Source organism: Hymenobacter endophyticus, from assembly GCF_032464715.1.
GTDB classification, from domain to species: Bacteria; Bacteroidota; Bacteroidia; order Cytophagales; family Hymenobacteraceae; genus Hymenobacter; species Hymenobacter endophyticus.
Window position 1 is genome coordinate 17,788 of the sequence record NZ_JAWDJT010000008.1, and the last position, 26,353, is coordinate 44,140.

General features: G+C 60.0%; 19 protein-coding genes. 6 read left to right on the forward strand and 13 right to left on the reverse strand.

Annotated features, from left to right (window positions below; all coding sequences use genetic code 11):
• Positions 1 to 62 precede the first annotated feature (62 nt).
• A complete protein-coding gene (locus ROI90_RS12510; RefSeq protein ID WP_315998686.1) occupies positions 63 to 3,191 on the reverse strand; it encodes a SusC/RagA family TonB-linked outer membrane protein in 3,129 nt (1,042 codons plus the stop codon).
• A gap of 407 nt (positions 3,192 to 3,598) precedes the next feature.
• On the opposite strand from ROI90_RS12510, the gene ROI90_RS12515 reads away from it, so the two are divergent.
• From ROI90_RS12515 to ROI90_RS12525, 3 genes are all read left to right on the forward strand, one after another.
• Positions 3,599 to 4,777 (forward strand): acyltransferase family protein, encoded by a 1,179-nt coding sequence (locus ROI90_RS12515; protein ID WP_315998687.1) that lies wholly within the window; start codon positions 3,599 to 3,601, stop codon positions 4,775 to 4,777.
• A gap of 218 nt (positions 4,778 to 4,995) precedes the next feature.
• Entirely contained in the window at positions 4,996 to 6,129 is a 1,134-nt protein-coding gene (locus ROI90_RS12520) for an acyltransferase family protein (protein ID WP_315998688.1), read from the forward strand.
• A gap of 42 nt (positions 6,130 to 6,171) precedes the next feature.
• Complete coding sequence (locus ROI90_RS12525) at positions 6,172 to 6,684, forward strand: DUF2059 domain-containing protein (RefSeq protein ID WP_315998689.1); 513 nt, start codon at positions 6,172 to 6,174, stop codon at positions 6,682 to 6,684.
• A gap of 176 nt (positions 6,685 to 6,860) precedes the next feature.
• Here ROI90_RS12525 and ROI90_RS12530 read toward each other — a convergent pair whose 3' ends face one another.
• The 4 genes from ROI90_RS12530 to ROI90_RS12545 all read right to left on the reverse strand — a co-directional run bounded on the left by ROI90_RS12530 (position 6,861) and on the right by ROI90_RS12545 (position 13,338).
• Complete coding sequence (locus ROI90_RS12530) at positions 6,861 to 8,480, reverse strand: 3-(methylthio)propionyl-CoA ligase (RefSeq protein ID WP_315998690.1); 1,620 nt, start codon at positions 8,478 to 8,480, stop codon at positions 6,861 to 6,863.
• A 65-nt stretch (positions 8,481 to 8,545) separates the two neighbouring features.
• Positions 8,546 to 8,923, reverse strand: coding sequence for a GxxExxY protein (locus tag ROI90_RS12535; protein WP_315998691.1), 378 nt, complete (start codon positions 8,921 to 8,923; stop codon positions 8,546 to 8,548).
• Between the two features lie 67 nt (positions 8,924 to 8,990).
• Positions 8,991 to 12,218 carry a glycoside hydrolase family 3 N-terminal domain-containing protein gene (locus ROI90_RS12540; protein ID WP_315998692.1) on the reverse strand — a complete coding sequence of 1,076 codons (3,228 nt, stop codon included), beginning with the start codon at positions 12,216 to 12,218 and terminating at the stop codon, positions 8,991 to 8,993.
• Between the two features lie 88 nt (positions 12,219 to 12,306).
• Positions 12,307 to 13,338: an alkaline phosphatase D family protein gene (locus ROI90_RS12545; protein ID WP_315998693.1), complete on the reverse strand. Its 1,032-nt coding sequence runs from the start codon at positions 13,336 to 13,338 to the stop codon at positions 12,307 to 12,309.
• 106 nt (positions 13,339 to 13,444) lie between these two features.
• On the opposite strand from ROI90_RS12545, the gene ROI90_RS12550 reads away from it, so the two are divergent.
• Positions 13,445 to 13,585 carry a hypothetical protein gene (locus ROI90_RS12550; RefSeq protein ID WP_315998694.1) on the forward strand — a complete coding sequence of 47 codons (141 nt, stop codon included), beginning with the start codon at positions 13,445 to 13,447 and terminating at the stop codon, positions 13,583 to 13,585.
• A gap of 191 nt (positions 13,586 to 13,776) precedes the next feature.
• Here the strand turns inward: ROI90_RS12550 and ROI90_RS12555 are convergent, their stop codons facing one another.
• Positions 13,777 to 15,069, reverse strand: coding sequence for a carboxypeptidase-like regulatory domain-containing protein (locus tag ROI90_RS12555; RefSeq protein WP_315998695.1), 1,293 nt, complete (start codon positions 15,067 to 15,069; stop codon positions 13,777 to 13,779).
• A 199-nt stretch (positions 15,070 to 15,268) separates the two neighbouring features.
• Between ROI90_RS12555 and ROI90_RS12560 the strand changes: the two genes are divergently transcribed.
• A complete protein-coding gene (locus tag ROI90_RS12560; RefSeq protein ID WP_315998696.1) occupies positions 15,269 to 16,018 on the forward strand; it encodes a superoxide dismutase in 750 nt (249 codons plus the stop codon).
• A gap of 79 nt (positions 16,019 to 16,097) precedes the next feature.
• On the opposite strand, the gene ROI90_RS12565 is transcribed toward ROI90_RS12560, so the two are convergent.
• The 5 genes from ROI90_RS12565 to ROI90_RS12585 form a co-directional block, all read right to left on the reverse strand.
• Positions 16,098 to 16,646 carry a DUF6438 domain-containing protein gene (locus ROI90_RS12565; protein ID WP_315998697.1) on the reverse strand — a complete coding sequence of 183 codons (549 nt, stop codon included), beginning with the start codon at positions 16,644 to 16,646 and terminating at the stop codon, positions 16,098 to 16,100.
• Positions 16,647 to 16,772: 126 nt separating this feature from the next.
• The gene (gene yidC, locus ROI90_RS12570) at positions 16,773 to 18,653 is read right to left on the reverse strand and encodes a membrane protein insertase YidC (protein WP_315998698.1); all 1,881 of its coding nucleotides are present in this window, start codon (positions 18,651 to 18,653) and stop codon (positions 16,773 to 16,775) included.
• 403 nt (positions 18,654 to 19,056) lie between these two features.
• Entirely contained in the window at positions 19,057 to 20,703 is a 1,647-nt protein-coding gene (locus ROI90_RS12575) for a CTP synthase (RefSeq protein ID WP_315998699.1), read from the reverse strand.
• A gap of 228 nt (positions 20,704 to 20,931) precedes the next feature.
• A complete protein-coding gene (locus tag ROI90_RS12580; RefSeq protein WP_315998700.1) occupies positions 20,932 to 21,609 on the reverse strand; it encodes a hypothetical protein in 678 nt (225 codons plus the stop codon).
• A 219-nt stretch (positions 21,610 to 21,828) separates the two neighbouring features.
• A complete protein-coding gene (locus tag ROI90_RS12585) occupies positions 21,829 to 23,250 on the reverse strand; it encodes a dicarboxylate/amino acid:cation symporter (RefSeq protein ID WP_315998701.1) in 1,422 nt (473 codons plus the stop codon).
• A 173-nt stretch (positions 23,251 to 23,423) separates the two neighbouring features.
• Here ROI90_RS12585 and ROI90_RS12590 point away from each other — a divergent pair, with 173 nt between their 5' ends.
• Entirely contained in the window at positions 23,424 to 24,440 is a 1,017-nt protein-coding gene (locus ROI90_RS12590; RefSeq protein WP_315998702.1) for an enolase C-terminal domain-like protein, read from the forward strand.
• Positions 24,441 to 24,532: 92 nt separating this feature from the next.
• Here ROI90_RS12590 and ROI90_RS12595 read toward each other — a convergent pair whose 3' ends face one another.
• Both ROI90_RS12595 and ROI90_RS12600 read right to left on the reverse strand, forming a co-directional pair.
• A complete protein-coding gene (locus tag ROI90_RS12595) occupies positions 24,533 to 25,303 on the reverse strand; it encodes a 3-keto-disaccharide hydrolase (RefSeq protein ID WP_315998703.1) in 771 nt (256 codons plus the stop codon).
• Positions 25,304 to 25,460: 157 nt separating this feature from the next.
• Entirely contained in the window at positions 25,461 to 26,351 is an 891-nt protein-coding gene (locus tag ROI90_RS12600) for a hydroxypyruvate isomerase family protein (protein ID WP_315998704.1), read from the reverse strand.
• Positions 26,352 to 26,353 lie beyond the last annotated feature (2 nt).

The window sequence follows — 26,353 nt, forward strand, 5'->3', positions numbered from 1 at the left end:
GCTTGGTGCTTAGTGTGTTCTGCTAAGCACTACTACCTAAGCACTAGGCACTAACCACTACATTAGAAATTCACGCGCAGGCTCATGTCCACGCCCCGGGTGCGGGGCACGCCGCCGTAGTCGAAGCCGCCCGAGCCGCCCCCGCGCACCCCGGCACCGGCCGAGGAGGTTTCCGGGTCGCCGCCCGAGTATTTGGTGAACAGCACCAGGTTGCGGCCCGTCACCGACACCTCCACGCCTTTCACCGCTTTGGAATCGGTGAACAGCTTGGCGGGCAGCAGGTAGGTCAGCGTGGCGTAACGCAGCCTTGACCAAGAGCCATCCTCAATAAAGGGCGTGCCAACTACGCCCAGCACGTTCTGGTAGTAGCTCTGGGTAAGCTCCACGGGACGGGTGTTCGGCACGTAGGAGCCATCCGTCTGCCGGATTACCCCATCAAATACGGCCGTTTTGTAACGGTCCAGGGTCCGTTCGCTCTGGCCGGTGCGGGTGGCCAGCCAGTCGTTGCCGTTCACTACTTTGCCGCCCTTGCGGAAATCCCACAGGAAGGAGAAGGACAGCTCTTTGTAACGCAGCGTGTTGGTCACCTGCACCGTGTACTGGGGCGCGCGGTTGCCGGCGTACACAAAGGTGCTGGTGTTTACCAGCGGGTAGCCGGTAGTAGGGCTGATGAGAATCTGGCCATCGGGGGCGCGCTGGTAGTCCAGGGCGCTGATGGAGGAAATGGCGTAGCCGGGGAAGGCCCCTCCCCGGGCCACGTCCACCACCCAGGCATCCGACTGGTATACTTCGGTGAGGAAGCCGGGCAGCTTGTTGGCCTGGTTGCGGTTGGCGTAGTAGTTGGCCACCACATCCCAGGTGAAATCGGCCTGCTGCACGGGCGTGCCGCGCAGGGCAATTTCCAGGCCCTTGTTTTCCACGGTGCCCCCGTTGATGTATTGCAGAATAAAGCCGGTGGCCTGGCTCACGCGCGGGGCAATAAGCTGGTCGCGGGTAACCTGCTGGTACACGTTAGCCTCCAGGCCCACGCGGTTGCGCAGAAACTGCAGGTCTACCCCAAACTCAATGGCGCGGGTGTGCTCCGGTACCAGGTTGGCGTTGGAGCCGTAGAAGCCGTTGCGGAAGCCGCCGCCAATGTACGTGCCCTGGGCCAGCGGCGAATCGACACGGTAGGGACCCGTGTCCTTGCCCACGTCCGAGATGGAGCCGCGCAGCTTGCCGTAGTTCAGCCAGGGGTTCTGGGAGAGGCCTAGCAGCTGGGTGAACTCCCAGCCCGCCGAGGCCGCGCCGTAATAAAATACGCGGCCGTAGTTTTTGCCTTCGCCGGGGCGGGGCAGGGTCGAGGTCTGGTCGCGGCGGCCGTTCAGCTCCAGGCTTACCTGGTTGAAGAAGTTCACGTTGAGGCGGGCGAAGTTGCCCACCAGCCGCCGCTCCGAGTTGGTAGTAAGCGCGTTGCGGTTAACCGTGTTGTTGATGGATGGTACGGCCGGATTGGGGTTCTGGAAAATCAGACCCAGGTTGTCCACAATTTCCGAGCGGCTCACGTCCACCATGTTGCCCAGCACCAGCGCCCCCCCGATGTTGTCGGTGAAGCTGTGCTTGAACGTCAGCAGGGTGTTGGAGTTGAGCAGGCGGCTCAGCGTGCTGGTTTCCGAGATACCGCCGTCCTGGTTGCCGGTGAGCGAGGTGCCCACGGCCCGCACCGAGCGGTCCTTCTGGAAGTACAGGTCGGTGCCGCTGGTGTTCGACAGGTTCAGCCACTTGAAGATGTCCAGCGAGGCCTGAATACTACCGATAAAGCGGTTGTTGCGGGTGGTCTGGGGGTTGCGGTAGATGGAGAAGTACGGGTTGTCGGCGTCGTTAGCCGAGGTGGCCGAGCCCAGCAGGCGGCGGCGCGTCCCGTCGGGGTTGAGGTACACGCGGGCATCGTCGTTGCGGGGCCAGTTGAGCAGGCTGGTGTAAAAGCCGCCCGTGCCCCCAAACAGGCCCGGACCCTGAATGGGCACCGTACCACCCGAGTTGATGTACTGGGTGGAGCCCGTCAGGCTGAGTTTTTCCGAGAGCTTGGCCGAGCCGCCCAGGCGCAGGGTAGTGCGCTCGTAGCGGCTGGTGGGCACAATGCCATCGGTGGTATTGCGCGAGGCCGAGAAAATGAACGAGCTTTTCTCCGAGCCGCCCGACATAGTAAGAAAGTGCTGCCAGCTTTTGCCTTTCTGGAAGAAGTCGCTCAGGTTGTTGTACACGGTTTCGCCCGGCTGAAACTGGGGCCCGAACGAAGAGCGCACCGAGGGGTCGAAGGTGCCGTTGGTGCCCTGCTTGTAGCGGTCCTGGAGCTTGGGCAGCTGCCGTACCTCATCCACCGAAAACTGGGTACGGTAGCTGATGGTCGTGCGGCCGGACGAGCCTTTTTTGGTGGTAATGATAACGGCCCCGTTGGCGGCCCGCAGACCGTAAATAGCAGCGGCGGCCCCGCCTTTCAGCACCGTGAGCGAGGCAATATCCTCCGGGTTCAGGTCGCCCACGCGGTTCTGGCTGGCCACCGAGCGGCCCAGCAGCCCGTTGAAGCCCGAGCCCCCGCCCGGGGCCGTGCTTTCCGTAAACGAGGAGTTATCCATAATCACTCCGTCAATCACGAACAGCGGCTGGTTGTTGCCATCCAAGGAGTTACCGCCCCGGATTACAATGGCAGCCCCCTCGCCCGGCGCCCCGCCCGACGACGTGATGCTCACCCCGGCTACTTTGCCCTGCAAGGCATTCACAATGTTAGTCTGGCGGGTTTCCACCAGCTCACCACCCTGCACCTGGGGGGCGCTGTAGTTCAGCTCGCGCCGCTCCTGCTTGATGCCCATACCCGTTACCACCACCTCGCTGAGGCTCTTGGAATCGGGGGCCAGCGCAATGTTGGCCGTGGTGGCATTGCCCACGCGAAACTCCTGGGGGGCGTAGCCGATAAAGCTAAACACCAGCGTGCTGCCAGCGGGTACGTTGGAGAGGCTGTAACGGCCGTCGGCTCCGGTCTGGGTGCCGATGGCCGTGCCTTTTACCACCACGTTTACGCCGGGCAAAGGCTGCCCGTCGTTGCTGCCCGTAACCACGCCCTGCATGGCCGTGGTGGCTTGTTGCGCCCACGCGGCCGGGGCGGCCAGCAGCAGCCCCAGGGCCAGCGGAGAGGACCATAGTTGTTTTTTCATACGCAATAGAGAGGTGAGAGAGAAAGGGGGGAAACGCGGAAGCCAGCGTACCGGAAACGGTGCGCGGCAGTTGGACTATGGCGGGATACTATCGGTGGGGAAAGGGGCTGAAGGGAGGAAAATCAGCCTGGCCGGCCGAAAATTACGGCGGCTAGAACGGGCAATGGGTGGGAAAAGGACGGGACGAAAAGAGCGGAAATGGGAGGCAATCCAATGGAATGCCTCTAAAACTAGCAGTTGTTGTACAGTGAAACAACTATATATGGTATTTTTTGAAGTCTGTACCAACATCCGTGAAGAGCCGCACCCCGGGCTGACCTAATACGGATGAGGTGTAAAACAGACGCCGCAAAACTCCGCCGGATACTGCATCTTGCCGGGAATTCCGCCCTCCGTTTCTCACACGTATGCAAACCACTACGCAGGCCGCCCACGCCACCACGGGTACCACACCCCTGGCCGAGGCCTCCCAGCCCGGCCGCCTTCAGTCGCTCGACGTGTTTCGGGGGCTCACCGTCATGGCCATGATTCTGGTGAACAACCCCGGCGACTGGGGCCACATCTACGCCCCGCTGGAACACGCCCACTGGCACGGCTGTACCCCCACCGACCTGATTTTTCCCTTCTTCCTGTTCATCGTGGGCGTGAGTATTACCTATGCCCTGGATGGAGCCCGGCAGCAGCCCGCCACCCACGGCCGCACTAGTTTGCGCATCCTGAAGCGGGCGGCCATCCTGTTCGGGCTGGGCCTGTTTTCGGCCTTGTTTCCGAAGTTTGAGTTCAGCACGGTGCGGATTCCGGGGGTGCTGGCCCGCATTGCGGTGGTGTTTCTGGTGTGTGGCATCCTGTTTCTGAAAACCAACCGCCGCCAGCAAATCGGGCTGCTGGCCTTTATCCTGATTTTCTATAACGTGCTGATGCAGCTGGTGCCGGTGCCCGACTACGGCCCCGCCAACCTGGAAGCCGGCACCAACCTCGGCGCCTGGCTCGACCGCACGGTGTTGGGCGAGGACCACCTCTGGAAACAAAGCCGCACCTGGGACCCCGAGGGCCTGCTAAGCACGCTGCCAGCCATTGGCACGGGCCTGCTGGGGCTGCTGGCGGGTCAGTGGCTGCGCCGCCGGGAGGTAGAGCCGGCCACACGGGTGGCCTGGCTGTTTGTGGCCGGCGGGGGCTGCGTGCTGCTGGGAATGGTCTGGAACGGCTGGTTTCCCATCAACAAAGCCCTCTGGACCAGCTCCTACGTGCTGTACACCGGCGGCCTAGCCCTGGCCACGCTGGCCGGCCTGTACTGGCTGGTAGATGTGCAGCAGTACCGCCGCTGGACGCTGCCGGCCCTGGTGTACGGCGTGAATGCCATTACTGTGTTTTTCCTCTCCGGCCTCATTCCGAGGCTGCTGAATATGGTGCAGGTAACCGGCGCTGCCGGCGAGAAAGTGGGCCTGCGTACCTGGCTGTATGATACGCTGTTCGTGCCTTATTTCAGCCCCGTAAACGCTTCCCTGGCTGGGGCGCTGGTGTGCGTGCTCATCTGGTTCGGGGTGCTCTGGCTGATGTACCGGCGCAATATCATCATTAAGGTGTAATAGAGGAATCAACAAAAACAGAACGTCATTCCGAGCTTGCCGAGGAATCTCGCGTGCTGACATTGTGCTGCTATTGTCATGCTGAGCTTGTTGTGCGTCTGGCAAAGAACCGCCGCATCTTTGCCGCTTCGTTGAGCTACCGGCACAACGTCAGCACGCGGGATGCTTCGGCTACGCCTCTGCATGACGTTCTATTACAACTACAACCAACCCACAAAATGCCCGCTGATAAACCTGCCCGCCTGCTTTCCCTGGACGTATTTCGGGGGCTGACGGTGGTGCTGATGCTGCTGGTAAACAACGCCGGCGACTATACCCAGTACTATCGCCCGCTGGCCCACGCGCCCTGGCACGGCTGTACCCCCGCTGATCTGGTGTTTCCGTCCTTCGTGTTCATTATGGGCGTGGCCCTGGTGTACGGGCTGGCGGCGGTGCGGGAGCGGCCGGAGCAGCACCGGGCCGCTATTTGGCGCATCATTCGCCGCGCGCTGGTGCTACTGGTGCTAGGCCTGCTCATTGGGCTGGTGCCGTACTTCTACTTTACCTCGTTCCGGATTCCGGGAGTGTTGCAGCGCCTTGCGCTGGTGTACGCGGTGTGCGCCGTGCTCTTTCTGAAAACTACCTGGCGGCAGCAGGTGTGGCTGGGCGTGGGGCTGCTGGTGTTCTACAACGTACTGTTGCAGTTGGTGCCGGTGCCGGGCATCGGGGCGGCCAACCTGGAGCCGGCCACCAATCTGGGGGCCTGGCTGGATAAGCAGCTGTTCACCGTGAACCATATCTTTCTGAAAGACAAAGGCTGGGACCCGGAATCCTTGCTGGGGACCTTGCCCACCATCGTAACCGGGCTGCTGGGCGTGCTGGTGGGGCAGTGGCTGCGCCGAACCGGCCCGGATGCCACTACCAAGGCCGCGTGGATGCTGGTAAGCGGCAGCGGGCTGGTGCTGGCGGGCCTCGTATGGAACGGGTGGTTTCCCATCAACAAAGCCCTCTGGACCAGCTCTTACGTGCTCTACGCCGGCGGCATCAGCCTGTTGGTGCTGGCCGGACTGTATTTTCTGGTAGATGTGCAGCAGTGGCGCGGGGCCTGGATGCGGCCGCTGATAGCCTGCGGCAGCAACGCGCTGCTGGTGTTTTTCCTGCCTGAGGTGCTCGAACGCCTGCTCACCCGCCTGAAGCTGCACGATGCCCACGGCACCGTGTTCTACGCCCGCGACTGGCTGTACCAGCACCTGTTCACGCAGCATATTGCCAACCCTTATCACGCTTCTCTGGCCTACGCCGTGTGCTATACGCTGGTGTGGGTGGGGATTTTGTGGGTGCTGTACCGCCGCCGGATTTTCTTTACGGTGTAGCCCGGCCCGGGGCCAACCACGCTTATTTTCCGTACTTCGGGTATGAAATACTACTGGATTGTACTTACCGCCCTGGCCCTGACAGCTTCCGCGGCCCAGGCCCAGACTACCCCCGCCGGTACCCCACCCGCGGCCACCAAAGCGCCCCTATCGGCTGGCCAGCGCAAGGCGGCCGAGGAGCTGCTGGCGGCTTCCAACTCCGAGAAAAACCTTACGGAATCCATTGACCGGATGCTGGCCTCGCAGATTGAGCAAAACCCCGGGATGAAGGCCGTGGAGCCCGAAATGCGCGCCTACATCAACAAGTACATGAGCTGGAGCGCCATGAAGGAAGATATGGTGCAGCTCTACGCCCACGAGTTCACGGAGAAGGAACTGAAGGAGCTGGCCAAATTCTACCAGACGCCCATCGGCCGCAAAACCATCGACAAAATGCCCCAACTGATGGCTGCCAGCATGGAAATCGGGCAGCGCCGCATGCAGGAGCACCTGCCGGAGTTGCAGCAGGCCATTGCTGAAAAGATGAAAGCCCAGAACCCAGCCGATGTGAAGTAGCCTGTCATTGTGAGGAGGCACGACGAAGTAATCTGTCCTTCTCACAACACGAATACCTGATACGTAGAAAGCTCCTGACGTCCGTGTTGGCGTCAGGGGCTTTTTCGTAGGGGTAGGCGTTGTGAGAAGAACGGATTGTTTCGTGCTGGTCGCAATGACAATCAGCAACTAAAAACTTACCACTGGTAGCCGTCGAAATCCTTGCGGAGCTGGGTTTTGAGCAGTTTGCCGGTGGCAGTATGAGGGAGTTGCTCCACGAATTCCACGGCCTCAGGTATCCACCAACGGGCTACTTTGCCATCGTAGTAAGCCAGAAGTTCCTCTCGAGTAATTTCCTGGCCGGGTTTGCGCACCACAAGCAGCAGGGGCCTTTCGCTCCATTTGGGGTGGGGTACGCCAATTACGGCGGCTTCGGCTATGCTGGGATGCCCGATGGCCAGGTTTTCCAGTTCGATGCTCGAAATCCACTCCCCACCCGATTTGATGACATCCTTGCTGCGGTCGGTTATCTGCATGAAGCCGGCCGGGTCGATGGTGGCCACGTCGCCGGTGCGGAACCAGCCGTTTGCAGTAAGCTGGCCGGGCTCGGTGCCGAAGTACTCGGCCACGATGAAGGGGCCGCGCACCAGCAGGTCGCCGAAGGCTGCGCCGTCGTGGGGCAGCTCCCGGCCTTCATCGTCCACAATCTGCATATCCACCCCAAAAATCACGCGGCCCTGCTTGGTCTGGATGGCAAACTGCTCGTCGGGGCTGAGGCGGAGCTGCTGGGGCTTGAGGGTGCAGACGGTGCCCAGGGGCGAGGTTTCCGTCATGCCCCAGGCGTGACGGATGGTGACGCCCAACTCCTCATCGAAGGCCCGCAGCAGGGCCGGCGGGCAGGAAGCGCCGCCCACAATCATCTGCCGAAGCGTGGAAAACCGCAGCTGCTTCTCGCGCATGAAGGTGAGCAGCCCGAACCAGATGGTAGGCACGCCGGCCGTAAATGTGACGCCTTCCGTCTCGAACAGCTCGTAGAGGCTGGCCGCATCCAGGCCCGGGCCGGGCAGCACCAGCTTGCAGCCAATCATGGGGGCCAGGTACGGAATACCCCAGGCGTTGACGTGGAACATGGGTACCACGGGCAGAATCACGTCGCGGGCGGAGCAGTTGAAGCAGTCGGGCAGGGCGGCGGCGTAGCTGTGCAGCAACGTGGAGCGGTGGGAGTAGAGCACGCCCTTGGGCTGGTCGGTGGTGCCGGAGGTGTAGCACAGGGAGGAAGCGGTGTTTTCATCGAAAACGGGCCACTCGAACTCGTCGTTTTCCGCCGCCAACAAATCCTCGTAGCAGCGCAGGTCAGGCAGAGTGGTGGCTTCCGGCATGTGCGCCCGGTCACTCATCAGCACCCAGGTTTCCACCTTCGGGCAGCTGGGAGCCAGCTTTTCCACCAGCGGCAGAAACGTGAGGTCGAAGAACAGTAGCCGGTCCTCGGCATGGTTGATAATGTACACCAGCTGCTCGGCAAACAGGCGCGGGTTAATGGTGTGGCACACGGCGGCGCTGCCCGATACGGCGTAGTACAGCTCCAGGTGGCGGTGCGTATTCCAGGCCAGCGTGCCCACCCGGTCGCCGGAGTTGATGCCCAGGCGGCGCAGCGCGTTGGCCAGCTGCCGGCTGCGGCGGCCCAGGCCGGCGTAGGTGGTGCGGTGCAAACCACCCTCTGCGAGCTTAGATACGATTTCGGTATCGGCGTGCCATTTCTCGGCGTGTTCCAGCAGCCCCGCAATGCGCAGGGGCGTGTTCATCATGAGGCCTTGCATAGTGGGAATGGTTTTCTCGCAGAGGTTCGCGGAGGGTTGCGCAGAGGTAAAGGAAGGTTGTGCTATTACAGGCCGTTTGCTAGGCGTACGATGCCGTCTTTGACGTGTGGAGTGTTGAAATTGATGAGCAAGCCGAGTTTGCGTTTCGAGAGCCGCAGGTAAGTCAGCAGTTGCTTGTGGTGCACATCCAGCAACACATCCACCGACTTAATTTCCACAATTACTTTGTCTTCCACCAGCATATCAAGTCGGAAGCCCAATTCCAGCTTCACGTCATCATAGTAGGCCGGCAAACCAACCTGCGTGGCCACTAGCAAACCGTTTTTGCGGATTTCATGCGCCAGCGCCGCTTCGTACACCGACTCCAGCAGCCCCGGTCCCAAAGCAGTATGCACCTTGAAAGCCGCCCCGCGAATCACATATGCAATATCATTTTCACTCATAATTACCTCCTTTTAGCCTCTGCGCAACCCTTCGCGAACCTCTGCGAGAAAACCAGACAAGGGGACGCTATTCCTCCTTCGGAACGGTGCTTTCCACTTCCTGCTTCTGCGGTTGCCGGACGCTTTGCAGGGCTATCTGCAGGATGCCGCTGCGCACGCTCAGCTCCGTGATTTTGTTGTTGCGGCGGGTGGGATTTACGCGGTTGGTGAGCACCACGCAGGTAATTTCCTCCTTGGGGTCAACCCAGAAATAGGTGCCCGTGAAGCCGGTGTGGCCGTAGCTCTGGGGCGAGGCCAGCGGGGCCGAATTTACGGCCGGGTTGGCGGCGGGCCTATCGAAGCCCAGGGCGCGGCGGTTGTCGGGGCAGAACTGGCAGCGGGTGTACTCCTGCACGGTTTCGGCTTTCAGGAGCTGCTGCCCGCCGTACTTGCCGTTCCAAGCGTAGAGTTGCACCAGCTTGGCTAAATCCGTAGCGGAGCCGAACAGGCCGGCGTGGCCGGAGAGGCCGCCCAGCAGGGCTGCGCCTTCGTCGTGGACCGTGCCGTGCAGCTGGCCGTGGCGGAACAGGGAGTCGTATTCGGTGGGGGCAATGCGGCTGAGCGGGAAGCGGCGGGTAGGGTTGTAGCCCAGCGTGGTAGCGCCCAGCGGCCGGTACACCTCATCCGTCACAAACTGGCCCAGCGGCTTGCCCGACACGCGCTGCACAAAGCGCGGGTACAGAATAAACGACAAATCGGAGTACACGTACCCCGGCTTCTCGTTCAGCGGCGACTCGCCAATGGCCTTCAGAATACGCGCCGGAAAATCCTCACGGGCCCAGAGGCGTGGGCCGGCCGGCAGCGGAAACCGCGCCGAGGAATCGGGGCGGAAGTAGCGGCGGTTCAGCTCCGAAGGCTGGGTGAGGGATACGTCTTTGGCCTCGGGGCTTTTACCTAGCAGGCCATTGAAGAAGCCGCGTGGCTTAGTATAGTCTTTCCAGAACGGAATCCAAGCTTTCAGGCGGGCCTGGTGCGTGAGCACGTCGCGCAGCTTGAGGTCCTGCTTATTGGTGCCTACCAGCTCCGGAAACAGCTGGCCCATCGTCATGTCGGGGTTGAACTTGCCTTCGTCCTGGAGCTTCATTAGCGAAGGCAGCGCGGCCGATACTTTGGTCAGCGAGGCCAGGTCGTAGAGGTCGGTGCTGCGGACGGGGCGGGCGGCCTGGCCGGCGGTGGGGTAGGTTTGCGTGCCGTAGCTTTTCTGCAGTACCACCGTGCCGCGCCGGGCAATAACCACCTGCGCCCCGGGGAAGGCCCGGGCCGCAATAGCCAGGTTCACCAATGAATCGACGCGGCTTTCCAGGTTGTTGTTCATGCCCACGGCCTCGGGCTGGCTGTACCGCAGCCGAATGCCGCCCTTGGTTGCCAGGCCTGTTCCGTAGGGGTACCGCTCGGAGATGGTAACGGGCAACTTCCCGCTGGCCGAAATACCGCCGAAAATTACCTCGGCAGCTACTTCCTGGGCATTCTTGCTTTCCTGATACGCCATTACCACAGCATCGGCGCGGTCTAAGTCGCGGAGCTTGGCGGCAGCGTAAGCCGAGCCAAATACCGACACGATAAGCCGTTGGCCCTTGCCGCCCAGCTCGCGCAGCAGCACGTTGGTTTCGGGGGTTACGCCGAAGTTGGTGGCCGGCAGCCGGCCCAGGTTGTTCAGGCCAATCAGCACGGTGTTGTAGCCTTTCAGGGTTTCGCGCATGCGGGCCAGCTCATCCAGGCTGGGGGAGGCGGGCAGCCAGAAGTGACGCACCGGCGCGTAATCGGCCACCATACGCTGGAAGTCGGTGGTGTCCTTGGTGCCGATGGTGAGCGTGGCCAGCCGCAGCGTATCGAGGCGCTGCAACGGCAGCAGATTTTTCTGGTTGCGCAGCACCGTCACGCTCAGCTCCGAGAGCTGGCGGCTCAGGTACTGGGCGTGGGGCGTGTTCAGGTCGGCAGTGATATTGCGCAGGTCGATGGGGCGGTACTTGTCCAGGCCGGCCCACTGTTTCAGGGCCAGCACCTTGCGGCAGCGCCGGTCAATTTCCTCCTGCGAAATCTCGCCCCGGTTGATGGCCTCCCGAATCATGCGCAACGCCAGCGGAATGTTTTTGCTGAACTCCAGCACGTCGTTGCCGGCCAGCAAAGCGCGCAGGTCAGCGTCGCCGGGCGGGTACTTGCTGATGACGCCCTTCATGTTCATGGCATCGGTGAAGATGATGCCTTCAAACCCCAGCTTCTGCTGCAAAAGGCCCTGAATAATGGGCTTGGAGAGGGTAGAGGGCATGCCCGTGGTATCGAGAGCCGGAATGTTCAGGTGGGCTACCATCATACCCCCAATGCCGCGCTTGATCAGGCTTTTGAACGGGAACAGTTCCAGTGTGTCAATCCGCTTCCGGTCGATGCGCAGCAGGGGCAAAGCCAGGTGGGAGTCGGTATCGGTGTCGCCGTGGCCGGGGAAGTGCTTGGCTACGGCCAGCACGCCCGCGTCCTGCATACCCTTCATGTAGAGGTAGCTTTTTTCCGTTACGCTTTCCCGGTTTTCGCCCCAGCTGCGGAAGCCGATAACGGGGTTGGCGGCGTTGTTGTTCACATCAATCACCGGGGCAAAATTCACGTGCATACCCAGGCGCTTGAACTGCGCGGCCACTTCAGTGCCCATATCGTAGATAAGCTGGTTGTCGCGCACGCCGCCCATGCTCATCTGGTAGGGGAAGCGCACCACGCTGTCCAGGCGCATGCCTACGCCCCACTCGGCATCCATAGCCACCAGCAGGGGCACTTTGGCCTGGCTCTGGTAGCGGTTCAGCAGCCGACTCTGGCGCACTGGCCCGCCCTGGAAGAAAATCAGTCCCCCGATGCCGTACTGCTGAATCAGGGTCGAAACCGAGTCCTCATCAATGCGCTTCCGGTTGGAGTAGGCCGCCACCATGAACAGCTGCGCCACCCGCTGGTCGGGCGTGAGCGTCTTCATCACCGAATCAACCCACCGCGAAGAGTTCAGTTGCCCGGCAAATGGTAGCGGCTGGTTACGGCTTCTGGCTGCGGTTGCTGGCTTGCCAGTTGGTTTTGCCACCACAGCGGCTGGGGCAACTGGCGTTGCGCGGCGTGGGGTTGGCGCTACCACGCGGGTTTTGCGCACCGGGGCCCGGCGGGCTACGGTACGGGCAGTTTTGCGGGGTGGGGCTTTTTTGCGGCGGCGCTGGGCCGAGCCGGACTCGGGGCTGAGCAACACCAAGGCCAGCAGGAGCAGGGAAAGGAAGCGGGAAAAGGACAAAGCGGCGGAAGGCAAAAAGGTGAGGTTGCGAAGTTAGGCGAACTGGGGCAGGAAGCGAAGTGCAGGTTCCGGGCTGCCATGTATCCGGCTAGCGGTTCAATTTAATCTCTTGGGTGTAGAAAACCTGGCCATCATCACCGCGCAGAGAGGCCGTAACACCCAGCCGACGGCCCTGCGGCCGGAACTGGAACAGAGCATAATTTTTCTGATTCACCAAAGGCCCAACGCGGTATGCGTTGGGCTCACTGGTGTTGTGCGTGGCGGGGTGGGTAAGGCCGCTGGACGTTATTTCGTACACCGGCTGCTTGAGGCCCGGCACCGGCACCCGGGATACTTCGCCAATGTGCCGGTCGCCGCTGATGAGCAGAACGCCCTTGGGCTTGGTATCCCTGAGCAGCGTAAGCAGGCGCTGCCGGGCTACCGGAAAGTTGGCCCACTTCTCAAACCGGTGCTGGTAAGGCAAAAACTGAATACCCGAGGCAATGATGTGCGCATCGGCATCGGAGCCGGCGAGCTGCTGCCGGAGCCACGCCCACTGCGCTTCGCCCAGCACGTCGCCGGTGGGGTTGGGGTGGTACACCAGGGCCGAGTCGCGGAACAGTGGGTCCTGGAAATACCGGTCGTCCAGCAAAATCACTTTTACCTTCTTCTTACCCACGGCATACGCATACGAGGTATAAATTCCTTCCTGCTTCCGTCGGGGGCTGTTTTGGGGTTCCTGCAAAAAATCCAGAGCCAGTTGCTGGTTCTGGGCTTTAAAAGGGTAGTTCTTGTCGCCGTCGTTGCGGCCGTAGTCGTGGTCATCCCAAGTGCCAATTACCTGGGTGCCCTGCTCCCGCAGCTGGCGGTAGCCAAGCTGGTTGAATTGAGCCTCGTACTTGGCCCGCAGCACCTTGGGGTCGTCGGTGTCACCGTAGATGTTGTCGCCCAGCCATATCCACACATCGGGCCGGTCCAGGGCAATATCGTCCCACAACGGCTGGGGCAAATCGTGGCGGTTGCAGGAGCCGAAGGCAATGCGGAGCCCGGAAGGTGCAACTGCCGCAGTTTGCGCCTGCGCCGCCGACTCTGCCCCCAGAAGCAGGCCCGTCGCCAGCAGGCAAAGCAAGGTTGTTTTCATAAGGCTAAAGATGCAGCCTATAAGCTCAACGCTGCGTTACGCGTACAATAAAGTGTGTCCGGGGGCACCGGTCCTCACTTTTTCTCGTTTTGCCGGTTACTTGCCTATGTCAAACCGCCGCCCTACCGACCGCCCCTCCCACTTCTCCTCCGAGGATGCCCGCCTGCTCAAGGGTATTGCCATCGGTATCGGCTGCTCTTTTTTGGTGGGTATCGTCCTGCTGGTGCTGATTGCGTTTTTCGGGTAAGGCAACTTAGCGTCGGCAACTGCCCGGCCGCACTATTGCCCCGGGCTTGTAACAGCCACTAGCCAGGAAACCGCAGCGCCGCTTAGTGGGACAAAATCCATCCGGGTGGAGGTTTTTGCCCCGCTAAGCGGCGCTTATTAGGTGTGGCCAAGCGGCTGCTACGGGCCCGGGCCGAGGGGCTGCGGGCTGCTTTAGCGCACCACTTGCCCGTTGCGGAGGCTGCGGGCGGGTTGGGCCGGGGCCTTCTTTACCATGGAGCCAAAAGCGCCTTTTTTCTCGAAGGCGCTAACCACTTCCTCTTCGGCGGGGGTGCGTTTCACAACCGGGTTATCAGCCCAGAACTCGGGGTCGTAGGGTTTGGCCCGAATGGCGTCCAGGTCCCGGTCGGTGAGGCTGGCGCGGGCGTAGGGCAAACTTTGCACCTTGGCGCTCTGCTCGAAAAAGTAGGTAAACGAGGATACGTTGATGGCCAGCGGAGCTTTGCCGGGCTCGGTCAGGTTGGTATTCAGGGTCATCTTCATCAGTTCCAGCGGAGCCACCTCCCCTTTGCCATTAGTAGACCGGAAGGTCATTTCAATGTCGAGCTTGGCGTCCTCAAACTTCTGGCGGGGGTTGTTGGTGCTGCCCGTGAAGCTGGGCTGCGTCATGCGGTAGCGTACTACCTGGTACGTTTCAATATCAATCCAGATGGTGCCCTGGGAGCGGTATTTCACCTCAGGCCGAGTTTCAAAATTGATTTCCGCTACGCCGCCCGTGGAGTCCTCCCCTACAATACCCTTCAGCTCCAAGAGGTAGGTTTTCTCCACGTTGGGACTCATCAGAGCCAGCGAGGTGGTGCTATCCTGCCCGGGGTCGAAGAGGCCAAACTTGCGGGTATATACTGAGAAGTTGCTCAAGTTAATGGGGGCCTGCACGGCGGCGTAACGGCCCTGAGCCAGGGTCGTGCCCACAATGCGCGCCGGGTTCGATTTCACGTTCCATACCACCTCCTGCAACTCCGTGGGCTGGTTGTCGATGCGGGTAATCTGACGGTAGAAGGCCTTGCCGTAATAGTTGCGGCGGTAGTTGCGCTGCAAATTGCGGAAGGCCCGGTCTACCAGCTGAAACGGAAAGCTGGCCACCTTCACCTCGGGCAGCACTACGGTGGCTTCCGCCAACAGAATATTCAGGGACTCGGCGGCCGAGGTAATCCGCAGCGTATCCTTCACGTGGTTCAGCTCCGAGAACAGCAGGGTGGTGGGCAACTGCTTGACTACCAGCGTAAACTCGCCCTCCAGGTTGGTGGTGGTGCCGTTGGTAGTGCCGGGCACGGCCACACTGGCAAAGGGCAGGGCCTCCTTGGTGTCTTTGTCGCGCACTACGCCGCGCAGCTGCACCTGGGCCTGAGCCACATGGGTCAAGCTAAATAGGGTCAGTAACAGGCCGAAAAGGCGAAAAACCGGGGCTTTGCGGAAAGAAGGAGCGGAGCGGAGAGCAAACAGCATACGGGTACAAGCGGGTGAAGCGGCGAAGTGGCCTTCGGATGAACGTGCACCGGACCCAAAACCGTGCCCACTTGTACAAAAGTAGCCCCGAAACGCAACAGGAAACTACCAAACCGGGTAAGTAGTTCTACCTTGGGCCTGGCTGGCTTCCTGCGTGCCGGCCCATGTTCCTGTCCACTGTTTCTTCTCTTCTACTCTCATGCTGAAGCGAGATTTCCTGAAAAATGCCCTGCTCACGGCCGTGGGCGCGCTGGTGAGCCCCGCCGTGCTGGCGGCCGCTCACGAAGAAAACCTGCTGCGCGAAGCCCGGGCCACGCCCATAGCCGACGGCCCGTTCACGCTGCCCGCCCTGCCCTACGCCTTCAATGCTCTGGAGCCGCACATCGACTCCAAAACCATGGAAATTCACCACGATGCGCACCATAAAACGTACGTGTCCAAGCTGAATGAAGCCGTGGTAGGTAAGCCCGAAGAGAAAATGAGCCTGGCCCAGCTGCTGGCATCGGCCGGCAAGCAGCCCGATGCTATCCGCAACAACGCCGGCGGCCATTGGAACCACTCGTTCTTCTGGCAAATTCTCTCGCCCAAGGGTGGGGGGCAGCCCACTGGCGGCCTGGCGGCGGCCATCAACAAGGACTTCGGCTCCTATGAAAAGTTCACCGAGGAATTCACCAAAGCCGCCACCGGCCGCTTTGGCTCGGGCTGGGCATGGCTGATTTATGATAAGAAGGCCGGCAAGCTCATGATTACCTCCACCGCCAACCAGGACAACCCCCTGATGGATGTGGCCGGTATCCAGCGCGGTACCCCTATTTTGGGCCTCGATGTGTGGGAGCACGCCTACTACCTCAAGCACCAAAACAAGCGCCCGGACTACATCAAGTCGTTCTGGAACGTGGTGAACTGGGGCGAGGTAACTAGGCGCTACGACGAAGCCCGCAAGGGCTAACACCGGCATTGCCCAGCTACCGAACACGAAAAAAAGCCACCTCGCTTTGGGGTGGCTTTTTTCGTGCTGCTGCGTGTGGCTACTTGGCACTCACGGTACTCAGGGCTTTTTCAATGCGGGCGTTAACTAGGGCGAATAGCTGCTGCAACTCCGCCGGGGCGTCGCCCTCAGCCCTTACCGATTTTTTGGAGCCATCCGGGTAGGTAATCGTGAGTCCGGTAGAAGGCATATCAGAAGCACCGCTGCCATACTCGGCGTTGAAGCTGCGGAACTGCCGGGCCTCGGCGGCCTGCATAAGCTCTTTTACCACGGCCGCACCAAGCTGCATATCATAGGTGCCTTCCACGGGCGCGTACTTGAAGCCTTCGTAGTGCATGCGGCCATCGGCATAAATCTGGGCCGTGAAGTGGGGGCATTTACCGAAGCAGGGGGTTTTGCCAAATGTAAGCACTGGCACGGCCTGCACGGGCGCGCCAGCAACAGGCCGCCCATCCGTGGGCGGAGCTGGTAGGCTGGCAGGAGCAGTGGGTACGGCGGTAGCCGCAGGCACGGAATGATTTACCGTGCAGGCCGGCAAAGCAGATAACTCCAGCAGGGCAATAAACGGAGCAAATAGGAAAGCACGCATACCAACGCAGGAAAGTGAGGAGAGGAAATATAGGTAAAACTCTATAGCCAAACTTGGTGCCAGAAAAAACGCCCCGCAGCTAACAAGCCACGGGGCGTTTTCAGTAAGCTTACTGCAGTAGCAGCTTTAGGGGCGGCGCGTTTTGCGGCGCTTTTTCGGCGAAATATCCGAAGCGCCCGTGCCAGGCTCTACGTCCGTGTCGTCGTCATTGGATGGAGCAGTGGTGCGGTTGCCTGGACGGTTCTGCGCTTCTTTTTCCTGGGCGGCCTTCATGGCATCCTGAAGGCGGGCGGCAAAGCCGGTGGGTTTCTTGTCCTTATTCTTCACCTTGTTGGCTTCCAGCTTTGCGCGCACTTTGGTGTCATCCACAAAGCGGCGGGTAATGGCCTGCTGGGCCATCGTCACCAGGTTGGATACCAGGTAGTACCACGTCAGACCGGCGGCGAAGCTGTTGAGCACGAAGAAGAACACCAGCGGCATCAGGTAGCTGTAGAACTTCATCGGGCCCTGCATGGCGGCGGGGTTGCTCTGGTTGCTCTGGTAGGTCATGGCCAGCGTAGACAGGGTCATGAGCACCGTGAACAGGCTGATATGGTTGCCCAGGAAGGGAACCGTGAAGGGCAGCTTGATCAGGTCGTCATAGGTACTCAGGTCGTGGGCCCAGAGGAAGGGCTGCTGGCGTAGTTCAATGGCGTTCGGGAAGAACTGGAACATGGCAAACAGAATCGGAATCGTCAGCAGCGTGGGTACGCAGCCACTCAGCGGGTTCACGCCCATGCTCTGGTGCAGCTTCATGGTTTCCTGCTGCTGCTTCACCTGGTCGTCGGGGTACTTCTCCTTGATGGCGTCCAGTTCCGGCTTCAGCACCTTCATCTTAGCCTGGCTCTCGTAGGTTTTGTACGTGAGGGGCCAGGTAACCAACTTAATGAGCACTACTAGCAGCACAATGATGATGCCGTAGGAGCCGATGAACTGCTCCAGGAAGTGGAACACTGGCAGTACCACGAAGCGGTTTACCCAGCGGAACAGGCCCCAGCCCAGGTACACGTTTTGGTCGAAGTCGGGAGCTACTTCCTTGAGAATGTTAAAGGAGTTGGGACCGAAGTAGAAGCGGAAGTTCGCCTTGCCCTGCTGCACATCGGCGGCCGGAATGGCCAGCGTCGAGGTCAGGGTTTTGATGTAGGTTGTATCGTTCAGGTCAACGGTGGAGTTCAACTGGCCTGAGCTGAACTGGTTGTCAGCAATGATACCGGCCACGAAGAAGTCGTGCTTGTGCGCCACCCACTTCATCGGCTCCGCTACTTTGATTTCCTCAGGCGTTTCCGAAGTTTCGGCCAAGGCCGTATGCTCGCCGGAGCTTAGGTAGCGGTTGATGGTGGTGTGGTTGCGGTTTTGCTTGCGGTCCTGCTCGGTCTGGCGCACGTTATCCACGAAGGTGAACGTGAGCGGTTCCTGGGCCACGGCCGAGGAAAGGCCGTTGAAGCGCAGGTTGTAGCTCAGCTCGTAGCTGTTGGCGGGCAGGGTGTAAGTCTGCTCAATCTGGCCGCCGGCCACATCAGCCACGAAGCGCAGGCCGTTGCTGCCCTGGGGCTCGGCCCGGAAATACAGGTCCGAGAGCTTCACCTGCCGGCCGTCGGTAGTGCGGAAGCGGGTATCCAGCTGGGCGCTTTTGGCATCGAACAGGTCCAGGGGGCGGCCAAAGAACGTTTTGTACTTGCTGAGGCGCACGGCTTCTACGCGGCCCCCTTTCGAGGAGAGGGTTACCGTCAGCAGGTCGTTTTTCAGCTCCGTGGTTTGGGCGGCACCCTGGGCGGCAGCGGCAAAGGTGCCCAACTGCCGGGCCAGCGCCACCGAGTCGGGGGCAGCGGGAGTTGCCTTAGCTGCGCGGGCCGCAGCCGTAGTGTTGGCCGGAGCGGCCTTTTCTGGTTCCGGCTTAGGCGCAAACTGAAGATAAATCAGAAGCAAGGCGGCCATCAAAAAGACGCCAATTGCTGAATTTCTGTCCATTTAAGTAATGGTGAAGCAAACAAAGAGAGAAGCAGGGCCACCAGCAAAAATCCGGCGGCCCTGGCGTAAAGGTCGGAGTTGTCAGGCGAATATTTTTCGCGCGGCCTTTTTTGTCAGTAGATTAAATGCCAACCGCCTGTCATCCTGAGCTTGCGAAGGATTTTGTCACGCTGGCACAACAACCGTAGTAATGACCCGTGCTGATGTAATAGGAGCGTGTTTGGGAATTGTCATGCTGAGCGAAGTCGAAGCATCTCTCCCGCTTCGTGCGGGCGCATTTCAACGAAGCGGGAGAGATGCTTCGACTTCGCTCAGCATAACAGAAACAGCGTTTTTATACAGTCCCAAACACGCCCTAAGATCCTTCGCAAGCTCAGGATGAGAAGCGGATTTACTCTGCTTTTTACCCTTTCCGGTACTGGATAGCTGCTTTCACGAAGCGCACAAACAGCGGGTGCGGGTTCTGCACGGTGCTTTTCAGCTCGGGATGAAACTGGCCGGCCACAAACCAGGGGTGGTTGGCCAGTTCCACTACTTCTACCAGCCCGGTTTCGGGGTTGCGGCCCGAGGCCAGCATACCGGCCTCCTCGTACTGCTTCAGGTACTCGTTGTTGAACTCGTAGCGGTGGCGGTGCCGCTCACTGATGTGGTTGCGGCCGTAGGCTTTGGCGGCCTTGGACCCCCGGCGCAGCTCACAGTCGTAGGCTCCCAGACGCATAGTACCGCCTTTCAGGGTCACGGTTTTCTGCTCCTCCATCATGGCAATAACGGGGTTGGGCGTCTGGGCGTCCATTTCGGTGGAGGAGGCGTCTTTCAGCCCCAGCACGTTGCGTCCGAACTCCACTACGGCCACCTGCATACCCAGGCAAATCCCAAAGAACGGGATGTTGTTTTCGCGCACGTACTGCACGGCGGCAATTTTGCCCTCGAAGCCCCGCTCACCAAAACCGGGTGCCACCAGCACCCCATCCGCGCCGTGTAGCTGCTGGGCCACGTTTTCGGCGCTTAGGTGGTCGCTCTGAATACTGCGCACGGTCACTTTGCACTCATTCTGAGCCCCAGCGTGCACAAAGGCCTCAATAATGGATTTGTAGGCGTCGGGCAGCTCCACGTATTTCCCCACCAGGGCAATGGTGACTTCCTCGGTGGGGTTTTTCAGCCGGCCCAGAAACTCCTTCCACACGTCCAGATCGGGTTGGGCGGCGCCGCCTTGTAGCTTCAGCTTCTTGATAACCCGCTCATCGAGGTGCTCCTTCAGCATCAGCAGCGGCACTGAGTAGATGCTGTCAGCATCCAGGCTCTCGATAACGGAATTGATGTTGACGTTGCAGAACAAGGCAATTTTGCGGCGCATTTCGGCCGGAATCGGGTGCTCGGAGCGGCACACCAGAATATCGGGCTGCAAACCGGCGCTGCGCAAATCCCGCACCGAGTGCTGGGTGGGCTTGGTTTTCAGCTCCCCGGCCGCCTTCAGATAGGGGAGCAGGGTCAGGTGAATTACCAGGGAGCTGTTCTCGGGCAGTTCCCAGCGTAGCTGCCGCACCGATTCCACAAAGGGCAGGCTTTCAATGTCGCCAATGGAACCCCCGATTTCGGTAATCACCACGTCAAACTGCCCGGTCTGGCCCAGCAGCAGCATGCGCCGCTTAATCTCATCGGTAATGTGGGGCACTACCTGTACGGTTTTGCCCAGATAGGCGCCCTCCCGCTCCTTGGTAATCACGTGGTCGTAGATGCGGCCGGTAGTGACGTTGTTGGCCTGGGAGGTGGGTACGTTCAGGAAACGCTCATAGTGGCCCAGATCGAGGTCCGTTTCCGCCCCGTCGTCGGTTACGTAACATTCGCCGTGCTCGTAGGGGTTGAGCGTGCCGGGGTCAATGTTGATGTAGGGGTCGAACTTCTGGATGGTAACCCGGAAGCCGCGGGCCTGCAGCAGTTTGGCCAGGGAGGCCGAAATGATGCCTTTGCCCAGCGAGGAAGTAACGCCGCCCGTTACAAAAATGAATTTGGCCGTAGTGGCAGCCGCGGAAGTGGAATTTCGGTCTGGCATAACGGGAAACAAAGGTAGGCTATATCTCCGGCCGGCCGGGCTTGCAGGTTGTTTTTTTTGGCGTAAGGCAACAGAATAAATAGACCTGACTCTCAGCCGCAGCCAGCCTGATTTCAACCAGGAACATCCAAAAAAACCGAAACCCCGCACCCCGAAAAAGGCTTGTTACTGCCTTGCTTAGGGGTACGGGGCTGCGGGTGCCGTATAAGTCGCGGCGCCTATGTTCGGTTATCTATTGCTTGTGCTGTCTTCCTTTAAAGCGGCCGAGCCGGTAATTTCCTCCACCGGGCCAGAAGTAGCTAGTTGCAGGCGCAAGGTATCGGCATCGGCATCCAGCTTCGGCCGAATCTGATCGAGGGCCAGGCGCATGGCCTTTACATCGGAGAGGCGGGCCGCTTTCGACTGGCTGTAGCCGTGGTACATGGCCACGCGCACTTTGCTGCGGCCCGTGCCGGTGTAGGTGCCAATAACCTCGCCCCGGGCATTGATGATTTGTACCTCAGCCGTTACGTTGGTGCGGTACCACTCCAGCGGAATACCCAGCAAGCTAGGCGTCATGAGGGTAATCATCTGAAAGGCCTGGAACACGTGGCCAGTGCGCTGCTGCTCAGCCTTGGTTACCGTGAACTTGGCATAACCATAGCGCACAGTATCTTCCTGGGGTTCAGCTAAATGGTAAGAAAGCTCCTGGCGAAATACCTTGCTGGCGTCATCGGGCAGGGCGCCTTCACTTTCGGCCATGCTTAGGGGGCCGGGCTCCACTACCGCCTCCAGCTTGGGTAGCCGCCCCAACGCCACCGAGTTATTGGAGCGAATAGTTTGGAAGACGGCCTTTTCCGTTGATTTACAGCCCGTAAGACCCAGAAAACCCAGCAGGCACAGGAGGGGAGCGGAACGGTTCACCATAGAGAGTGGAATGTGTAAGTGAGGCTATTAATCAGGAAGGAATCCAAAAATAACCACGTAACACGCGCAAACGTGCTTACGCAGACGGAATTACGCAAAAACTCGGCGAGTGACCTAAAATCAGCCGTTCAGCCGACACTACATACCATGCCACAAAAACATTCCCGCCCCCAGAACTGGAAGCGGGAATCCCAAAAAAGGAAACTAATCCTTGCCGGGCTAGTGAGCGTGCTGCGCCAGGGTGCTATCGGCCTCCGCCAAGTCCTGCAACGGCTCGGGAGCCACGTAATTGTCGATAAACTCCCCTTCCCAACGGGCTACTACGGCCGTAGCCAGGCAGTTACCGATTACATTTACGGCCGTGCGGGCCATGTCCATGAGGGCATCAATTCCCAAAATAATAAACACGGGCCAGGAGGGTAGGTTGAACGACGCTACCGTAGCCAGCAGAATAACCAGGGAAGCCCGTGGCACACCCGCCACGCCCTTTGATGTGAGCATGAGCGTAAATACCATTACAAGCTGTTGCCCGAAAGTCAAATCAACGCCGGCCGCCTGCGCTACAAAAATGGCTGCCAGGGAAAGGTAGAGTGTGGTGCCATCCAAGTTAAAGGAGTAGCCCGTGGGCATCACGAAGGCCACAATGCGGCGGGGTACGCCAATGCTTTCCATGGCTTCCATGGCCCGGGGTAGGGCCGCTTCGGAAGAAGTAGTGGCAAAGGCAATGCTCACTGGCTCGGCAATGGCCTGCACGAAGCGCTTAAGTGGGATACGGGCAATGAGGGCAATGGGCACCAGCACCAACAACAGGAAAACGAACAGGGCGCCGTAGAGAGTGAGCAGTAGTTTGAAGGCGTTGAGCAACGGAGCAAAGCCCATTTTGCCCACTGTGTAAGCCAAGGCCCCACCCACGCCCAGGGGGGCGAAGAACATCACCACGTTGGTGAACTTGAACATCACTTCCGAAAGACTTTCCGTCCATTGCAGCATGGGCTGGCGGTGTTTCTGATGCACCATGGCCAGCCCAATGGCGAAAATGATGGCAAACACCACCACTTGCAACACCTGCCCTTCGGCTATGGATTTGGCAATATTCTCGGGGAAGATGTGCAGAATGATGTCAGCAGTAGACTGCTTCACCGTGGCCAGTTGCTCGGTGTCGGCGGCAATACCGCTGCGGTCTACGCCTTCACCGGCCTTGGTTAGGTTAATGGCGGCCAGCCCGATGAACAAGGCAAACGTGGTGACGATTTCAAAGTACACCAGCGCCTTGAGGCCCATTTTGCCTACCTTTTTCAGGTCGGCGTGGCCGGCAATGCCCACTACCAGCGTGGCAAATACCAGCGGAGCAATAATAGTTTTTACCAGCCGCAGAAATACGTCACTGAGGACTTTCAGACCCACGGCCTGCTTGGGGAAGTCGTGGCCGATTTCGGCACCCACCAGCATGCTCACCACAATCCAGAAGGTGATAGAGCGGCGCTGAATGGCCAGTGCAATGAGGCCGGCCAGGGCCAGCCAGCGGACTACAAACGCCACCTTCGGGTTGAGGGCGGGGGGCGTTTGAGCAGCTAGTACCGTGAGTACAGCCGCTACCAGAAACAGGATAAGTACAAGTAGCGAGAGTCGCGAAAACTTCATGCGCGGCAGTTCAGGGAAAGAAAAACAGTGGGAACCGGACAAAGATAGGTTTATCGGGGCTGAGAACTGTACCTGATGCCGTAGCTTGGCCCGCTGGTTAGTAAATTTCCCACTTAGTGCCGCCTACCAAGCATCTGGCCGCCACTTTTTTGCCGTTCTAGCAGTTCTCACCCATGCTCACCTGGACCCTCACCACCCTGCAACTGCCCCTGCGCTACACCTGGAAAATCTCCCGTAACTCCTCCACCTTCAAAACCAACCTGTTGCTGACGGTAGCCGGCGGGGGCTGGCAGGGGCGGGGCGAGGCGGCTCCCAACGTGCGCTATGGTGAAACCCCCGAGGGCCTGCAAGAGCAATTTGCGCGGCTGCAGGCGGCCGGCCTAAGCCAGTGCGAGACAGTAGAAGAGCTAACCACTTTCCTTGGCCACCACCAACCAGCGCACGCCCTGCGGTTTGCGTTAGAGTCGGCGTTTGTACACCGGGAAGCAGCCCGCTTGGGCCAGACGGTGCCGCAGTGGCTGGGTATACCGGCCCCGGCTGTGGCGGTAGGTACGGCCGCAACCTTGCCCATTATGGAGCCCGGGGAGGTGGCCAGTTTCTTGGAAGCCCAACAGCTGAGCCGCTTCCCGGTGCTGAAAGTGAAGGTGAACCGGGAGGGTGCCGTGGACCTGCTGCGGGAGGTAACGCGCCTACTGCCCGGCCATCCACTGATTGTGGACGGTAATGAAGCCTGGACTGATGCCGACAGCCTGCACCAAAGCTGGGAGCAAATTCGGCAGCTGCCAGGCTTGAACCTGCGCCTACTGGAACAACCCCTGCCCGCCATCTGTGCTGCCGACTACCGCGCCCTGAAAGGCCAGCTGAACTGCCCGGTATTTGCCGATGAATCGGTAACCGACGAGGCCGATTTCGCCGACATAGCCCGGCAATTTGATGGAGTAAACATGAAGCTGATGAAAGCCGGGGGCTACCTAAACGGCCTCCGGATTTTGCAGGAAACTCGCGCCCACGGCCTGCAAACTATGATAGGCTGCATGGTAGAAACGTCGCTGGGCATCTGGTCGGCGGTGCAGCTTAGCGCCCTGGCCGACGTGTGCGACCTGGACGGTATCATCATTGTGCGTGACGAGCCGTTTGGGCTGGTGCACGAGCGGGAGGGAATGTTGGTGGAAGGAGCAGCCAACAAGTAAGCTCCCGTTTGGAACGAAGCCAAAGAGCCCGTTATCCTCGGCCGAGGATAACGGGCTCTTTGCTACTGCAGGGCTTCTTAACCTCCAATTAGCTACTTCATTTCCTGCACCCAGATATTGCGGAAGCTGAGCGGGGCGCTCGGGTCGCCGTGCGACTGGAGCTTAATAGGGGCGGCGCCGTGGGCCTCGTACTGGGGCGGGCCAATGTAACGGGTGGGGCCGGCCAGCGCCACGTTCTTCTGCACCGTTACACCGTTGAATTCTACCGTTACGCGGGCCGGGGTGTTCACCGTACCATCGGCCTTAAAGGTGGGGGCTGTCCACCACACATCGTATGATTGCCACTCGCCGGGCTTGCGACCGGGGTTGGCCAGCGGAATACGCTGCTTGTAGATACTGCCCGCCATGCCGTTCACGTAAGTCGGGTTCTGGTAGGGGTCCAGGATTTGCAGCTCGTAGCCCAGGTCGCCTTTGCCCAGAGAAGCTAGGAATACGCCGCTGTTGCCGCGCACCTGGCCTTGACCGGTGATATCGGCGGGCACGCGCCACTCTAGGTGCAGGCGGTAGTTGGTGAAAGTGCGCTTGGTTTCGATGTTGCCCTTGGGCTTGTCCACCGTCAGCAGGCCGTCGGCCACCGTCCACTGGGCCGGCTGGGTACGGTCATCGGCCGATACCCATTCATTTAGATTCTTCCCATCGAACAGCACAATGGCCTTAGCCGGGGGCGGGGTAGTCTTCAGCTTCCCAACCACTGTTTTGGGCTCCGGCTTCCACACTTCGGTGTCCTCTGGTTTGCCGGTTTGTTGAGCATAGGTGGCCATGGAAATACTGAGCAGTGCGGCTGTCAGAAGTGGGAGTTTCATGGGATGCGGTGTTGAGAAGAGAGAGTGTAGGCTATAAAGGCCTGCATTTTATTGTCATTCCGAGCGACGTGAGGAATCTGGGTTTGCCGCTAAACGGTGCACCTAAATTCCTCGCGTCGTTCGGAATGATAACTGGTAAAAATCGGGCCAAATCACCTTACACGTCGCAGAGTTGCACAGCTTGGCGCAGGGAGGCGAGCTTGTCGGACTGAGTGGGGATAAACTCTTGGGCTACGTAGCCTTGGAAACCGGTGGCTTGGATAGCACGCATGATAGCCGGATAATTCAGTTCCTGGGCGTCGTTCAACTCATGGCGGCCGGGCACGCCGGCGGTGTGGTAGTGGGCAATATAGCGGTGGTGCTCGGTGAGGGTGCGGATGACGTCGCCCTCATCAATTTGCATGTGGTAGATGTCGTAGAGCAGCTTGAAGTGCTCGGAGCCGAGGCGTTTGGCTAGCTCCGCACCCCAGGCGGTCCGGTCGCACTGGTAGTCCTTGTGGTCGATTTTGCTGTTGAGCAGCTCCATTACCAGCACCACGTTGTGCTGTTCGGCCAGCTTCAGTAAGGGCTTGAGTCCGGCTACGCAATTCGTCCAGCCCTGCTCGTCCGTTTTGCCCCGGCGGTTGCCGCTGAAGCAGATAAGGTTGCGGTAGCCGGCCTTGGCTACCTGCGGAATCATGTCGGCGTACTGCTTTTGCAGGCGGGCGTGAAACTGCGGGTCGTTGAAGCCGTCGGTGAGGTTGATTTCCGCGCCGTTGCACATGGGCGAATCCAAGCCGTACTTTTTCAGCGTGGGCCACTCCTGGGGGCCTACTAAATCAATGCCCCGGATGCCCATGTCCTTGGCGGCGGCGCACAACTGCTCCAACGACAAATCAGCGAAGCACCAGCGGCACACCGATTGGCGGATGTTTCCTTTTAGAGCGGCAGGCATAGAGGTGCGTTTTTCATTGGGCGTACATGCCTCGGCCAAGCCTATGGTGCCTACAGCAGCGGTAGTGGTCAGCAGCCCCTTCAGGGCGGCGCGGCGGTTCCAAGTGGTAGCCATAT

Coding starts and splice junctions, on each gene's coding strand:
- ROI90_RS12510 (WP_315998686.1), bottom strand. CDS start 3,191: ATGAAAAAACAACTATGGTCCTCTCCGCTGGCCCTGGGGCTGCTGCTG.
- ROI90_RS12515 (WP_315998687.1), top strand. CDS start 3,599: ATGCAAACCACTACGCAGGCCGCCCACGCCACCACGGGTACCACACCC.
- ROI90_RS12520 (WP_315998688.1), top strand. CDS start 4,996: ATGCCCGCTGATAAACCTGCCCGCCTGCTTTCCCTGGACGTATTTCGG.
- ROI90_RS12525 (WP_315998689.1), top strand. CDS start 6,172: ATGAAATACTACTGGATTGTACTTACCGCCCTGGCCCTGACAGCTTCC.
- ROI90_RS12530 (WP_315998690.1), bottom strand. CDS start 8,480: ATGCAAGGCCTCATGATGAACACGCCCCTGCGCATTGCGGGGCTGCTG.
- ROI90_RS12535 (WP_315998691.1), bottom strand. CDS start 8,923: ATGAGTGAAAATGATATTGCATATGTGATTCGCGGGGCGGCTTTCAAG.
- ROI90_RS12545 (WP_315998693.1), bottom strand. CDS start 13,338: ATGAAAACAACCTTGCTTTGCCTGCTGGCGACGGGCCTGCTTCTGGGG.
- ROI90_RS12550 (WP_315998694.1), top strand. CDS start 13,445: ATGTCAAACCGCCGCCCTACCGACCGCCCCTCCCACTTCTCCTCCGAG.
- ROI90_RS12555 (WP_315998695.1), bottom strand. CDS start 15,069: ATGCTGTTTGCTCTCCGCTCCGCTCCTTCTTTCCGCAAAGCCCCGGTT.
- ROI90_RS12560 (WP_315998696.1), top strand. CDS start 15,269: ATGCTGAAGCGAGATTTCCTGAAAAATGCCCTGCTCACGGCCGTGGGC.
- ROI90_RS12565 (WP_315998697.1), bottom strand. CDS start 16,646: ATGCGTGCTTTCCTATTTGCTCCGTTTATTGCCCTGCTGGAGTTATCT.
- yidC (WP_315998698.1), bottom strand. CDS start 18,653: ATGGACAGAAATTCAGCAATTGGCGTCTTTTTGATGGCCGCCTTGCTT.
- ROI90_RS12575 (WP_315998699.1), bottom strand. CDS start 20,703: ATGCCAGACCGAAATTCCACTTCCGCGGCTGCCACTACGGCCAAATTC.
- ROI90_RS12580 (WP_315998700.1), bottom strand. CDS start 21,609: ATGGTGAACCGTTCCGCTCCCCTCCTGTGCCTGCTGGGTTTTCTGGGT.
- ROI90_RS12585 (WP_315998701.1), bottom strand. CDS start 23,250: ATGAAGTTTTCGCGACTCTCGCTACTTGTACTTATCCTGTTTCTGGTA.
- ROI90_RS12590 (WP_315998702.1), top strand. CDS start 23,424: ATGCTCACCTGGACCCTCACCACCCTGCAACTGCCCCTGCGCTACACC.
- ROI90_RS12595 (WP_315998703.1), bottom strand. CDS start 25,303: ATGAAACTCCCACTTCTGACAGCCGCACTGCTCAGTATTTCCATGGCC.
- ROI90_RS12600 (WP_315998704.1), bottom strand. CDS start 26,351: ATGGCTACCACTTGGAACCGCCGCGCCGCCCTGAAGGGGCTGCTGACC.